The sequence below is a fragment of the Micromonospora sp. bgisy143 genome (genome assembly GCF_057708145.1).
This window is the reverse complement of record NZ_JBYIRN010000001.1, coordinates 104,914-118,572: the sequence shown is the minus strand read 5'-3', so window position 1 is coordinate 118,572 and position 13,659 is coordinate 104,914. Positions and strand designations below refer to the sequence as shown.

Below are 13,659 nucleotides of genomic sequence, written 5' to 3'. Positions count from 1 at the left end.
GATCTTGAAGGGTGGAACGTGGCCAACATCGTCAATCTGGACCGGGTGTCCAAGGGGTACGGCGCCGCCGGGCGGCTGCTCACGGACGTCTCGCTCGGCTTGGACGACGCCGACCGGATCGGTGTGGTCGGCCTCAACGGCGCCGGCAAGTCCACCCTGCTGCGCCTGCTCACCAAGCAGGAGGAGCCCGACGACGGCCGGGTCACCCACCGCCGCGACCTGCGCGTGCTCTGGCTGCCGCAGCAGCTCACCCTCGCCCCCGACGCCACCGTCCGGGACGTGGTGCTCGGCACCGCCTGGCTGGTCGAGGGCATGGGCGCCGAGCACGAGTGGGCCGGCGACGCCGGCGTCCGCAACATCCTCGACGGTCTCGGCATGCCGCACCTCGGCCTCGACCAGCCCGTCGGGCCGATGTCCGGCGGCGAACGGCGACGGGTCGCGCTCGCCGCGCTGCTGGTCCGCGACGCGGACCTGCTGATCCTCGACGAGCCCACCAACCACCTCGACGTCGGCGGTGTGGACTGGCTGGCCCGGCACCTCGTCGGCCGCAAGGGCGCCCTCGTCGTGGTCACCCACGACCGGTGGTTCCTGGACGCCGTCTGCACCACCACCTGGGAGGTCGCCGACCAGACCGTCCGGGCGTACGAGGGCGGCTTCGCCGCCTGGACCCTGGCCCGCGCCGAGCGCGAGCGGGTCGCCGCCGCCACCGAGGCCCGCCGGCAGAACCTGCTGCGCAAGGAGATCGCCTGGCTGCGGCGTGGCCCGCCCGCCCGCACCTCCAAGCCCCAGTTCCGGATCGACGCCGCCAACGCGCTGATCGCCGACGTGCCGCCGGCCCGCGACACCATGTCGTTGCAGCGGATGGCCGTCTCCCGACTCGGCAAGCAGGTGTACGAGCTCACGGACGTCGAACTGCACGCCGGGCCGAAGGAGATCCTGCGCGACGTCACCTGGCTGGTCGGCCCCGGCGACCGGATCGCCATCCTCGGCGCCAACGGCGCCGGCAAGACCACCCTGCTGCGGATGCTCGCCGGCATCACCCGACCCGAGGGGGGCCGCCTCACCACCGGCTCCACGGTCCGGCCGGCGTTCCTGTCCCAGGAACTCGCCGAGCTGCCCGGACACCTGCGAGTGCTGGAAGCCGTCGAGGAGGTCGCCCGCCGCGTCCAGCTCGGCGACCGGGAGGTCTCCGCCGCTCAGCTCGCCGAGGTCTTCGGCTTCGACGACCGCCGGCTCTGGACGCCCGTCAGCGACCTCTCCGGCGGTGAGCGCCGCCGGTTGCAGATGCTGCGGCTGCTCGCCGGCGAGCCCAACGTGCTGCTCTTCGACGAGCCCACCAACGACCTGGACACCGACACCCTGGCCGCGCTGGAGGACCTGCTCGACTCGTGGCCGGGCACGATCATCGTGGCCAGCCACGACCGCTACCTGATCGAACGCGTCACCGACACCGCGTACGGGATGTTCGGCGACGGCCGGCTGGTGCACCTCCCCGGTGGCGTCGACGAGTACCTGGCCCGGGCCGCCGAGCGGGCCGGCGCCACCCGGACCGGCGGCACCGCGACCACCGCACCGGCCGGTCCGGCCACGAGCGGCATGTCCGCCGCCGAGGTGCGCCAGGCCCGCAAGGAGCTGACCCGCCTCGAACGGCAGCTCGGCAAGCTCGACCAGCGCGAGGCGACCCTGCTCGACCAACTCGCCGCCGACGCCACCGACTACGCCCGCGTCGCCGAGCTGGACACCCAGCTCAAGGATCTGCGTGCCGAACGGGAACGGATCGAGGAGAGCTGGATGACCCTCGCCGAGGAGCTGCCCGAGGGCTGACCCCACCGGGCACGCCGGCCCGGGGGCCGTGTGCGGCGTCACACCGGCACATGCGGGACAATCATCGGCGACACCTCACCCCACGGCGTTGGAGACCCAGACATGGCCCACACCCCCATCAACCACCCCGCGCGGCCGATCTACCGGGTGATCGCCGCGTTGACCGGTCTGTACCTGGTGGTCTTCGGTGTGCTCGGCATCATCGCGAGCGCCGGCAACGAGGTCCTCGCGCAGGACGACACGAAGGTCCTCGCCCAGGGCACCAACCTCGGCTTCTCGCTGCTCAGCGTGTTGCTCGGGCTCGTCGTCGTGGCCGGCGCGGCGCTCGGTCGCAACATCGACGTGGCGGTCAACCAGTGGCTGGCGTACGCGCTGATGGCGATCGGCCTCGGCGGTCTCGCGTTCATCCGTACCGACGCCAACATCTTCAACTTCAACGTCATCACGGTGATCGTGCTGCTGTCGGCCTCCCTGGTGCTGCTGATGGCCGGCATGTACGGCAAGGTCGGCACGGACGAGGAGGCGGAGGCGTTCCAGAAGGCTCGGCTGGTCCTTTAGGTTTCTGGGTTTCGGCCGTGGGTTTTCGCCGGAGCCCGAGCTGCTCCGGGCGGTCAGGCTTGATCCCTGCGCAGCTCGGGCTCCGGCGAAAACCTGACCTGGTCCAGCCTCCGGCGGACCCGTCCGGCTTTGTGGTTCTTCGGACAGTTGGCCCTGCCCTGGGTGACAATCCTCCTGAAACGGTCAGACTCAGGTGGATGGGGTTCGGGTATGCCGCACTTTCCGGTCAACCATCCGGCACGGCCGCTCTACCGGGTTCTGTCCGGGCTGATCGGCGTCTACATCCTGGTGTTCGGGGTGTGGGGTGTCGCCGAGACGATCGGTGACCCGCTCTTCGCCCGCAGCAGCACCTGGGCCCTCGGCCTCCGGACGAACCTGGCCTTCTCGCTCGCCTCCGTGGTCTTCGGAGTCGTCCTGATCGTCGGGGCGTCCCGACGCACCAACCTCGGCCACTACATGAACCTCACCGCCGGCGTGGTGTTCCTGGTGACCAGCATCCTCATGATGTCCGTGCTGCAGACCGACGCGAACTTCCTGAACTTCTCGATGTCGACCGTGGTCGTGTCGATGCTGTTCGGTCTGGTGCTGCTGGGCACCGGCCTCTACGACAAGGTCGGCCCGTCGGAGCACGCCGAGGCGGAGCTGGAACGCCGCAAACATCCGGTGGCCGACGCGCACCGGAGCTGAACCGGGGTCAGCGCCGGCGGGCGGTGATCAGCGTGGGCTTCGCCTCCAGATGCGACAACCCGTTCCAGGCCATGTTGACCAGGTGCGCCGCCACCGTCTCCTTGCGCGGCTTGCGCACCTCCAGCCACCAGCGGCCGGTCAACGCGACCATGCCCACCAGCGCCTGCGAGTAGAGTTCGGCGAGCTTCGGGTCGTACCCCCGGCTCTTGAACTCGGCGCCCAGGATGTGCTCGACCTGGTGGGCGACGTCGTTCATCACGCTGCTGAAGGTGGCCGTGCCGGACATCAGCGGCGACTCGCGGACGAGCACCCGGAACCCGCTCGTCTCCTCCTCGATGTAGCCCAGCAGGGCCATCGCCGCCTGCTCCAACAGCTCCCGCGGATGCCCCGCCGTCAGCGCCGTGGTGATCCGGTCCAGCAGGGACCGGACCTCCCGGTCGACCACGACCGCGTAGAGCCCTTCCTTGCCGCCGAAGTGCTCGTACACCACCGGCTTGGAGACCTTTGCCCGGGCCGCCACCTCCTCGATGGAGGTGGCGTCGAAACCCCGCTCGGCGAACAGTTGCCGACCGATCGCGATCAACTGCTCCCGGCGCTGGGCCGCCGACATGCGTACCCGGGAGGTGGACTTGGGTTTTGCCGCCGCGGCCGGCGCGGGCCGCCGGCCGGCCGGCTCGTCACTCACCTCGGGCATGTCGCCGCCTCGCTGGCGCTCCGTCACGCCCTGCCGTGGAATGGTGTCTCCGCTGTGCCCGTTCACGTCGTCGCCTCACTGGCGGGCGGACCGACCGCCCTGCCGTGCCGTGCGACCAAACCCGGATCGGGCCCGGCCCTCGTCCGCCGAGCCGTCCGGTCCCCCCGCGTCGCTCGGTCATCCGGTCATCCTGCCAGGCGACATCCCGTGGCACCGCCCGGTTTACCGGGGTGCGACCGGCTTCACGAGCTTGGCGGCGAGGCGTTCGGGCTTGGGCCAGCGCACCTGCGACGCCGCGCCGACCTTCTCGAACAACCAGATTACCCGCGCCGAGATGTCCACCTGGCCCCGCAGCACACCGTGCCGCGCACTGGTCGGGTCGGCGTGGTGCAGGTTGTGCCAGCTCTCGCCGAACGACAGGATGGCCAGCGGCCAGAAGTTCGACGCGCGGTCGCCCTGGCGCATCGCGAACGGGCGCTCGCCGTACACGTGGCACACCGAGTTGATCGCCCAGGTGACGTGGTGCAGGAGGCCGATCCGGACCAGCCCGGCCCAGAAGAACGCGGTCAGCGCGCCCTGCCACGACCAGGTCACCAGACCCCCGATCAGTGCCGGGCCGAGCAGCGAGATGGCCACCAGCGCCGGGAAGAGCCGGTCCACCCGGCTGATGTCGCGGTCGGCGATCAGGTCGGGGGCGAACCGTTCCCGGTTGGACAGCTCGCGACGGAACAGCCAGCCCACGTGGGCGTGGAACAGGCCTCGGGTCAGCGCCCAGACGCTCGTGCCGAACCGCCACGGCGAGTGCGGGTCACCCTCCAGGTCGGAGAAGGCGTGGTGCCGCCGGTGGTCCGCTACCCACTGGATGATCTCGCCCTGCACGGCCAGAGAACCCGCGACCGCCAGGGTCACCCGCAGCCACCGCTTGGCCTTGAATGAGCCGTGCGTGAAGTAGCGGTGGAAACCCACCGTGATGCCGAGCCCGGAGACCACGTACCAGACCAGACCGATGATCACGTCCGTCCAGCCCAGCCAGCCGCCCCAGGCGACCGGCACGGCGACGAGCAGGGCGACGAACGGGATCACGACGAACGCCCACAGGGCCGCCAGAATCCCGGGAGACTGGGTGCCGTCGGTGAGCGGTTTCGGGCCGGGGCCGGTGGTGGGGGATTCGAGCACGGTGGTGGACATGACACCTCGCAGAGGGACGGGGGAAGATCACTAACCTACGCTTACGTCACCGTAACTTACGGGCCGGTAGATCGCACGAGGAACTTTCTCAGAGCTGTCGTACGCTCGTTCTAAACTGCTGGTCGTGACCGATCCAATCGCCGCCGAGGTGCGCCGCCTGCGTACCGTCGAACAGCTCTCCGTCGCGCAGATCCAAGCCCGTCTCGGCATCGGTAGGGACCGGGTTCGGGACATGCTTCGCGGCGTGCCGCCACCGGCGTGGACCCGGAGGCCGACGGCAAAGGACGACCTGCGGGAGCAGGCAATCACTCTGCGCCAGCAGGGCTGGTCCGTGCCGGACATAGCCGAACGGCTCGGGGTGAGCAGGTCGGGCGCGTACGGGTGGGTGCGACATCTGCCGCTCGATACGGACGCCCCGGCTGCGCGTGCCCGGCATGAGGTGCATGTGAAGGCCCGCGCGGACGCACGCTGGGGCGCGCACCGCACGGCCCGCGACGCTGCGCGAGCTGCGCAACACGCGCGGGCTGCCGATGCGGTCGGCGAAGTTGACCAGCGCGACCTGCTGCTGCTCGGGGCGGCAATCTACTGGTGCGAAGGCGCCAAATCGAAGCCGTGGCGTCGAGACGAGCAGGTGACTTTCATCAACAGCGATCCTGGCCTGCTGGAGCTGTTCCTTCGTTTCCTGGCCGCGTGTGACATCGGCAGGAGTGTGCCCACCTATCGAGTGAGCATCCACGAGACGGCGGACGCCGAGGTTGCTGTGGGGTGGTGGGCCGAACGACTGGGGCTGCCCCTTGACCGGTTCCGGCGCTCCAACATAAAACAGCATCGACCGGTTACGTCACGCCGGAACGTCGGGGACGACTATCACGGCTGTCTGGTGATCAAGGTGCCGCGTAGTCGTGAGCTCTATTGGCGGATCGAGGGTATGATCTCTGCGCTGTTCCGAGTCCCGTCCGACACGGCGGGTTCTTGACAGATTGATGGGGTGTGGGGTAACGGCAACCCGCAGACCTTTGGAGTCTTGAGCTCCTGGTTCGAATCCAGGCACCCCAGCTCATATCGGATATCTCGGGCGTGGTTAGCATGGCCGCGAGAGTGTCCGCCGTCCCGACGGGAGCCACGTCGTGCCCCAGCCCCACCTTCGTACCGTCGTCGTACTCGCCGCCGGTGAGGGCAAGCGGATGAAGTCGACACTGCCCAAGGTGCTGCACCCCCTGCTCGGCCGTACGCTGCTGGGCCACGTGTTGAGCGCGGCGGCGCCGCTGGCCGCCGACCGGACCGTCGTCGTGGTGGGCCACGGCGCCGACCAGGTTCGTGCCCACCTCGCCGAGATCGCCCCCGACGCCACGCCGGTGCTGCAGGCCGAGCAGCTCGGCACCGGGCACGCCGTGCGGATCGCGTTGAACGCCGTGCCGGACGGCGCCGGCACGGTCGTGGTGATCAACGGAGATGTGCCGTTGCTGCGCCCGGAGACGGTGGGCGCGCTGGTGACCGCGCACGAGGAGGCCGCCGCGGCGGCCACCGTGCTGGCCGCCGAGGTGCCCGACCCGACCGGGCTGGGGCGGATCGTCCGGGACGCCGACGGCCGGCTGGAGCAGATCGTCGAGGAGCGCGACGCCGACGCGGCGCAGCGTGCGATCCGCGAGATCAACGCCGGCATCTACGCCTTCGACGCGGCCCGGCTGCGTGCCGCGTTGGGCAAGCTCTCCACGGACAACGACCAGGGCGAGGAGTACCTGACCGACGTGTTCGGCCTGCTCCGCTCGGCCGGGGAGCCGGTCGCGGTGCACGTGGCCGTCGACCATGTCGAGACGCTCGGTTGCAATGACCGGGTCGAGTTGGCGTCGCTGCGCCGGCTGCTGCGCGACCGGGTCAACGAGGCGTGGATGCGTACCGGGGTGAGTCTGCTCGACCCGGTGACCACGTGGATCGACGTGACGGTGGCGCTGGACCGGGACGCGGTGATCGACCAGAACACCCAGTTGCGCGGTGCCACGGTGGTCGGTGCGGGCGCGCTGGTCGGGCCGGACGTCACACTTGTCGACACGATTGTGGGCGAGGGCGCGTCGGTGGTGCGCAGCCACGCGGTCGGCGCCGAGGTGGGCGCGGGCGCGAGCGTGGGGCCGTACGCGTACCTGCGGCCGGCCGCGCGCCTCGCCGACAAGGCGAAGGTCGGCACGTTCGTCGAGGTGAAGAACTCCGAGATCGGGGCGGGCTCGAAGGTGCCGCACCTGACCTACGTGGGTGACGCGACGATCGGTGAGCAGAGCAACATCGGTGCCGCGTCGGTCTTCGTGAACTACGACGGAGTCAACAAGCACCGCACGGTGATCGGCAGCCACGCCCGCACGGGCGCGGACAACATGTTCGTGGCGCCGGTCGAGGTGGGCGACGGCGCGTACACGGCGGCCGGTTCGGTGATCGTCGACGACGTGCCGCCGGGCGCGATGGGCGTCGCCCGGGCGCGGCAGCGCAACATCGAGGGCTGGGTGGTGCTGCGGCGGGCCGGTACGCCGGCGGCCGAGGCCGCGCAACGTGCCCGCGGTGCGCAGCGGTCCGGCGACGCGAAGGGTGCGTCGGAGACGGGCGGCACCGCAAGTGACAGTGAGGCAATGCACGGGCGGGCCGAGACGGTGGGCGGTGCGTCCGGCGCGGGAGATACTGCAACCGAATAGTCCCCGACCCACCACCACCGGGCCGGGTACCGCCGACAAACGGGAGCAGACGGGCCCATGGGCAGCATCGTCGCCGAAAACCGCAAGAGCCTGATGCTCTTCTCCGGACGGGGTTTCCCGGAGTTGGCCAAGGAGATCGGCGAGGTGCTCGGCGTGGCACCGACGCCGGCCGACGCGTACGAGTTCGCCAACGGTGAGATCTTCGTACGGTTCAAGGATTCGGTGCGTGGTTCGGACGCCTTCGTGGTGCAGTCCGTGACGCACGGGGTGAACACCTGGGTCATGGAGACCCTGATCATGGTGGACGCGTTGAAGCGGGGTTCGGCGAAGCGGATCACCGTGGTGCTGCCGTTCTACCCGTACGCGCGGCAGGACAAGAAGCACCGGGGTCGGGAGCCGATCTCGGCCCGACTGGTGGCGGATCTGCTGAAGACCGCCGGTGCGAACCGGATCCTCACCGTCGACCTGCACACCGCGCAGATCCAGGGCTTCTTCGACGGGCCGGTGGATCACCTCTTCGCGATGGACGTGCTCGCCGAGTACGTGGAGCACAGGTACGCGGGCCGGCCGATGACCGTGGTGGCGCCGGATTCGGGCCGGGTGCGGGTGGCCGAGCGGTGGACCGACCGGCTGGGCGGTTGCCCGCTGGCGTTCATCCACAAGACCCGGGACCCGATGAAGCCGAACCAGGTGGTGGCGAACCGGGTGGTCGGCGAGGTGGAGGGTCGGGTCTGCCTGATCGTCGACGACATGATCGACACGGGTGGGACGATCACCAAGGCGGCGGACATCCTGAAGGAGTCGGGCGCGGCGGAGATCGTGGTGGCGTCCACTCACGCGCTGCTGTCCGACCCGGCGACCGAGCGGTTGAAGAACAGCCCGATCAGCGAGGTCGTGGTGACCAACACGCTGCCGCTGCCGCCGGAGAAGCAGCTCGACAAGTTGACCGTGCTGTCGATCGCGCCGCTGCTGGCGCGGGCGATCCGGGAGGTGTTCGACGACGGCTCGGTGACCACCCTCTTCGGTGGCCTGAGCTGAACCTCGCCGGGCTCGGCGGGTAAGACTGACAAACTGGTCGAAACGGGCTGATCTGCCGACGGAAGACACCGCCGGCAGGTCAGCCTGGAGCCGTGACCGGGGACTGCCGGAAACCTGGGAATTGGCTCGGGTAGACTGGTGCGGTTGCCACGGCGAGGGTGCCCGGCGGGCCGCTGAAAAGCGCCGCACGGAGGCACCGTCATCGACGCGGTGCTCCGGGCAGTCGTTCATGACGCATGAGCCCCAGCGAGCCCCTCGCCCCAGCACCGCCAGACGACAAGCCGCCGCAGCGAAGCATCAGGAGTTTCCCCGTGTCCGAGGTAAAGATCAGCGCCGAGCCCCGCACCGAGTTCGGCAAGGGTGGTGCCCGTCGTACCCGCCGGGCCGGCAAGGTGCCTGCCGTGCTGTACGGCCACGGCGAGAAGCCCAAGCACATCGCGCTGCCGTCGCGGGAGTTCGCCGCCGCGATCCGCAAGGGTGGCGCCAACCAGCTCTTCGCGATCGACATCACCGACGGCACCCAGGTGCTGGCGCTGCCGAAGGCGATCCAGCGTGACCCGATCAAGGACACCTTCGAGCACGTGGACCTGCTGCTGGTCCGCCGCGGCGAGAAGGTCACCGTCGAGGTCCCGGTCCAGCTGACCGGTGAGGCCGCGAAGGACACCCTGATCGTGCACGACCACGACACCCTCTCGGTGACCGCCGACGCCACCAAGGTGCCGGATCACCTGGAGGCGTCGATCGAGGGCGCCGAGGCGGGCACCACGATCACCGCCGGCGACGTCGATCTGCCGTCCGGCGTGGAGTTGGCCGCCGACTCGGAGCTGCCGGTCGCGTCGGTGACCGCCGCGCCGACGGCGGAGCAGCTCGAGGCGACGCTGCCCGAGGTCGAGACGGCCACCGAGGAGGCCGAGGCCGAGGTCGGCGAGACCACCGAGGGCTCCGAGGGCGCGGACGCCGCCCCGGCCGCCGAGGGCGACGAGTCCACCGAGGCGCGCACCGAGGCCTGATCGGTTCGTAACGTGCGGCAGGCGCTCCCGAGCATCGGGGGCGCCTGCCGGCGTATCGGGAGTCGGTAGAGACGTATCCAAAAGGGGCGGGTCGTGACGGACGAGGCGGGACCGTGGCTGGTGGTCGGCCTGGGCAACCCGGGCCGGGAGTACGCCGGGAACCGGCACAACGTCGGGTTCATGGTGGCCGAGCTGCTGGCCGGGCGGGTCGGCGCGCGGTTCGGCCGGCACAAGCGGGCGGTGGCCGAGGTCGCCGAGGGGCGGCTGGGGTTCGGTGGTCCGAAGCTGGTGCTGGCGAAGCCACTGACCTACATGAACCTCTCGGGTGGGCCGGTGGCGGCGCTGTCGCAGTTCTACAAGGTGCCCCCGGCGCAGGTGGTCGCGGTGCACGACGAGTTGGACATCGACTTCGGCCAGGTACGGATCAAGTTCGGCGGCGGCGAGGGCGGGCACAACGGCCTGCGGTCGATGTCGAAGTCGTTGGGCACGAAGGACTACGTCCGGGTGCGGTTCGGGGTGGGTCGTCCGCCGGGGCGGCAGGACCCGGCGGATTTCGTACTGTCGGATTTCGGCGCGGCCGAGCGCAAGGAGCTTGATTTCCTGGTGGACCGGGCTGCCGACGTGGTGGAGTCGGTGATCGTCAAGGGCGTGGAGCCGACCCAGAACCTGTATCACGGGGGTTGAGTCGGGCGGTGCGTACCGGATCGGAAACGCCGGGCCGGTAGTCTGCGCCTTTCGGCGTGCCGTGACCGGCGACGCGGGTCGCGGCCGATCGGTGCGTGCGGGCACGGGCCGCGGCGAGGCGACGGGAGCGGGCAGATGGGCAGTCCTCCGATGATCGACGGGGCGTTCGCCCGGTGGTTGGCCTCCCGGGCCGGCCAGGCGCTGCTGGACCTGCGCACCGAGTTGGGCTTCTCCGACACCGGGGCGCTGAAGTCGGCCGGGGACAAGGTGTCGCACGACCTGATCCGCACCGAGTTGGCGCGGTGGCGGCCGGGGGACGCGGTGCTCTCCGAGGAGGACGAGGGCTCGCGGTTGGCCTGGGCGGCCGAGGTGAACGCCGGGGCGGTGTCCCGGCTGACCGCGGACCGGGTCTGGATCATCGATCCGTTGGACGGCACCCGGGAGTTCGCCGAGGAGGGCCGCTCCGACTGGGCGGTGCACGTGGCGCTCTGGGCGCGCAGCGCGCCGAGCCCGCACGGGCTGGTCGCCGGTGCGGTGGGGTTGCCGGCGCAGCACCGGGTGCTGGGCACCGACTATCCGCCGGCGTACCCACCGATGACTGTCGAGGCGGCGACCGCCGGTGAGCGCAAGATCCGTCTCGCGGCGAGTCGGAGCAGGCCGCCGGTGTTCCTCACCGACCTGGCCGAGGACGTGGGCGCGCACCTGGTGCCGATGGGGTCGGCCGGAGCGAAGATCGCGGCGGTGGTGACCGGCGAGGTGGACGCGTACATCCATGCCGGTGGGCAGTACGAGTGGGACTCGGCGGCACCGGTTGCTGTGGCGACGGCCACCGGACTGCACGCTTCCCGGATCGACGGTTCTGCGCTTCGATACAACGAGGCGGATCCGCGCCTGCCGGACCTGCTGGTCTGTCGCAAGGATCTCGCCAGCCGGTTGCTTGCAGCGCTGCAGAGGCATTCCGGGTAGCCTGAGCGCACTTCTTGACATGTCCGACCGGAAAGGTCTGGAAATCGGATGAGCGAGCGAGTGTCATGACCTCCCCCGCGGCCTACCGGGTCTCCCACCTGGACGCACTCGAGGCGGAGAGCATCTTCGTGATGCGCGAGGTTGTCGCCGAGATGGAACGTCCGGTGCTGCTCTTCTCCGGCGGCAAGGACTCGATCGTCATGCTGCGGTTGGCGCAGAAGGCCTTCGCCCCGGCCAACATCCCCTTCCCCGTCATGCACGTCGACACCGGGCACAACTTCCCCGAGGTGCTGGAATACCGCGACCAGCGGGTCGCCAAGCTGGGGTTGCAACTGGTGGTGGCGAGCGTGCCGGAGGCCCTGGCCAGCGGGTTGGTCCGGGAGTCCGGCGACGGCATGCGGAACCGCATCCAGACGCCGGTGCTGCTGGACGCGGTGGAGAAGCACCGCTTCGACGCGCTGTTCGGTGGCGCCCGCCGCGACGAGGAGAAGGCGCGGGCCAAGGAGCGGGTGTTCAGCTTCCGCGACGAGTTCGGCCAGTGGGACCCGAAGAACCAGCGTCCGGAGCTGTGGTCGCTCTACAACGGCCGGCACCACCCGGGCGAGTCGATCCGGGTCTTCCCGCTGTCCAACTGGACCGAGCTGGACGTCTGGCACTACATCGCCAGCGAGCGCATCCCGCTGCCGTCGATCTACTACGCGCACGAGCGCGAGGTGATCGAGCGCGACGGCATGCTCTACGCGGTCAACGAGTTCTTCCGGCCGCGCGCCGGCGAGGAGCGGTTCAAGGCGCAGGTGCGCTACCGCACCGTCGGCGACGCCTCCTGCACCGCGGCGGTCCGCTCGGACGCGGACACCGTGGAGAAGGTCATCGAGGAGGTGGCGGCCACCCGGATCACCGAGCGCGGCGCGACCCGTGGTGACGACCGGGTCAGCGAGGCCGCCATGGAGGACCGTAAGCGGGAGGGCTACTTCTGATGAGCACCGAGACCCTGGCGTCGGCGAATGCGGAGGCGCGGGCTGCTACCGGGGCCGGGCCGGAGGCCCGGTCCATGGACCTGCTGCGGTTCGCGACCGCCGGCAGCGTGGACGACGGCAAGTCGACCCTGATCGGCCGGCTGCTGTACGACACCAAGTCGCTCTTCACCGACCAGTTGGCCGCGGTGGAGGCGGTCAGCGCGGCCCGGGGCGACGAGTACACCAACCTCGCGCTGCTCACCGACGGCCTGCGCGCCGAGCGGGAGCAGGGCATCACGATCGACGTGGCGTACCGCTACTTCGCCACCCCTCGGCGCAAGTTCATCATCGCGGACACTCCGGGGCACATCCAGTACACCCGCAACATGGTCACCGGCGCGTCCACGGCCGACCTGGCGTTGATCCTGGTGGACGCCCGCAAGGGCCTGGTCGAGCAGTCCCGCCGGCACGCGTTCCTCTGCTCGCTGCTGCGGGTGCCGCACCTGGTCCTGTGCGTCAACAAGATGGACCTGGTCGACTGGTCGCAGGAGGTCTACGAGCAGATCGCCGACGAGTTCACCGCCTTCGCCGCGAAGCTCGACGTACCGGACCTGACCGTGGTGCCGATCTCCGCGCTGCGCGGCGACAACATCGTCGCCCGCTCGAAGAACATGCCGTGGTACGAGGGCCCGTCACTGCTGCACCACCTGGAGCGGGTGCACATCGCCAGCGACCGCAACCTGGTCGACGTCCGGTTCCCGGTGCAGTACGTGATCCGCCCGCAGTCCACCACGGTCACCGACTACCGCGGCTACGCGGGCCAGGTCGCCTCGGGTGTGCTCAAGCCGGGCGACGAGGTGATGGTGCTGCCGTCCGGCTTCACCAGCCGGATCGCCGCCGTGGAGACCGCCGACGGGCCGGTCGCGGAGGCCTTCCCGCCCATGTCGGTGACGGTACGGCTGGCCGACGAGATCGACATCTCCCGGGGCGACATGATCTGCCGGCCGAACAACGCGCCCGCCGTCGCCCAGGACATCGAGGCGATGGTCTGCTGGATGGACGAGACGGCCCCGCTGCGGGTCGGTGGCCGGTACGCGATCAAGCACACCACCCGGTCGGCGCGGGCGATCGTGCGCGGGCTGCACTACCGGTTGGACATCAACTCGCTGCACCGCGACGAGTCGGCGGACGAGCTGCGGCTCAACGAGATCGGCCGGGTACGGCTGCGTACGACGGTGCCGTTGCTGGCCGACGAGTACCGGCGCAACCGCACCACCGGTGGTTTCGTCATCATCGACGAGACCACCAACCGCACGGTGGGCGCCGCCATGATCGTCGAAGCCGCCTGACCCGCGTCACCCGCCCCTGACCCGCGC

General features: G+C 70.2%; 13 protein-coding genes and 1 tRNA gene. 12 read left to right on the top strand and 2 right to left on the bottom strand.

The genetic code is table 11. From position 1 onward, the window contains the following. The first annotated feature begins 18 nt into the window (after positions 1–18). The 3 genes from AC3EN4_RS00535 (at position 19) to AC3EN4_RS00525 (ending at position 3,069) form a co-directional block, all read left to right on the top strand. Positions 19–1,824, top strand: a complete 1,806-nt coding sequence (locus tag AC3EN4_RS00535) for an ABC-F family ATP-binding cassette domain-containing protein (RefSeq protein WP_435204001.1) — start codon at positions 19–21, stop codon at positions 1,822–1,824. A gap of 102 nt (positions 1,825–1,926) precedes the next feature. Further along, the gene (locus tag AC3EN4_RS00530; protein ID WP_435204000.1) at positions 1,927–2,382 is read left to right on the top strand and encodes a DUF4383 domain-containing protein; all 456 of its coding nucleotides are present in this window, start codon (positions 1,927–1,929) and stop codon (positions 2,380–2,382) included. Positions 2,383–2,592: 210 nt separating this feature from the next. After that, the gene (locus AC3EN4_RS00525) at positions 2,593–3,069 is read left to right on the top strand and encodes a DUF4383 domain-containing protein (protein ID WP_422738218.1); all 477 of its coding nucleotides are present in this window, start codon (positions 2,593–2,595) and stop codon (positions 3,067–3,069) included. A gap of 7 nt (positions 3,070–3,076) precedes the next feature. Here AC3EN4_RS00525 and AC3EN4_RS00520 read toward each other — a convergent pair whose 3' ends face one another. Both AC3EN4_RS00520 and AC3EN4_RS00515 read right to left on the bottom strand, forming a co-directional pair. Then, positions 3,077–3,763, bottom strand: coding sequence for a TetR family transcriptional regulator (locus AC3EN4_RS00520; protein WP_435203999.1), 687 nt, complete (start codon positions 3,761–3,763; stop codon positions 3,077–3,079). 222 nt (positions 3,764–3,985) lie between these two features. Continuing rightward, positions 3,986–4,951, bottom strand: coding sequence for an acyl-CoA desaturase (locus AC3EN4_RS00515; RefSeq protein WP_435203998.1), 966 nt, complete (start codon positions 4,949–4,951; stop codon positions 3,986–3,988). Between the two features lie 124 nt (positions 4,952–5,075). On the opposite strand from AC3EN4_RS00515, the gene AC3EN4_RS00510 reads away from it, so the two are divergent. The 9 genes from AC3EN4_RS00510 to AC3EN4_RS00470 all read left to right on the top strand — a co-directional run bounded on the left by AC3EN4_RS00510 (position 5,076) and on the right by AC3EN4_RS00470 (position 13,632). Beyond that, positions 5,076–5,927, top strand: a complete 852-nt coding sequence (locus AC3EN4_RS00510) for a helix-turn-helix domain-containing protein (RefSeq protein ID WP_435203997.1) — start codon at positions 5,076–5,078, stop codon at positions 5,925–5,927. A gap of 8 nt (positions 5,928–5,935) precedes the next feature. Next, positions 5,936–6,007: transfer RNA gene (locus AC3EN4_RS00505), tRNA-Gln, on the top strand. A 71-nt stretch (positions 6,008–6,078) separates the two neighbouring features. Then, positions 6,079–7,629: a bifunctional UDP-N-acetylglucosamine diphosphorylase/glucosamine-1-phosphate N-acetyltransferase GlmU gene (gene glmU / locus AC3EN4_RS00500; RefSeq protein WP_435203996.1), complete on the top strand. Its 1,551-nt coding sequence runs from the start codon at positions 6,079–6,081 to the stop codon at positions 7,627–7,629. A gap of 57 nt (positions 7,630–7,686) precedes the next feature. After that, a complete protein-coding gene (locus AC3EN4_RS00495; protein WP_355048964.1) occupies positions 7,687–8,667 on the top strand; it encodes a ribose-phosphate diphosphokinase in 981 nt (326 codons plus the stop codon). Between the two features lie 311 nt (positions 8,668–8,978). Continuing rightward, positions 8,979–9,677: a 50S ribosomal protein L25/general stress protein Ctc gene (locus AC3EN4_RS00490; protein WP_422738222.1), complete on the top strand. Its 699-nt coding sequence runs from the start codon at positions 8,979–8,981 to the stop codon at positions 9,675–9,677. A gap of 93 nt (positions 9,678–9,770) precedes the next feature. Further along, positions 9,771–10,361, top strand: coding sequence for an aminoacyl-tRNA hydrolase (pth, locus tag AC3EN4_RS00485; RefSeq protein WP_435203995.1), 591 nt, complete (start codon positions 9,771–9,773; stop codon positions 10,359–10,361). Positions 10,362–10,496: 135 nt separating this feature from the next. Continuing rightward, positions 10,497–11,327, top strand: a complete 831-nt coding sequence (locus AC3EN4_RS00480) for an inositol monophosphatase family protein (protein ID WP_357124581.1) — start codon at positions 10,497–10,499, stop codon at positions 11,325–11,327. A gap of 65 nt (positions 11,328–11,392) precedes the next feature. Then, positions 11,393–12,304, top strand: coding sequence for a sulfate adenylyltransferase subunit CysD (cysD, locus tag AC3EN4_RS00475; RefSeq protein WP_435203994.1), 912 nt, complete (start codon positions 11,393–11,395; stop codon positions 12,302–12,304). After that, positions 12,304–13,632: a sulfate adenylyltransferase subunit 1 gene (locus AC3EN4_RS00470; RefSeq protein WP_435203993.1), complete on the top strand. Its 1,329-nt coding sequence runs from the start codon at positions 12,304–12,306 to the stop codon at positions 13,630–13,632. The genes cysD and AC3EN4_RS00470 overlap by 1 nt, the downstream gene beginning before the upstream one ends. Positions 13,633–13,659: the final 27 nt, after the last annotated feature.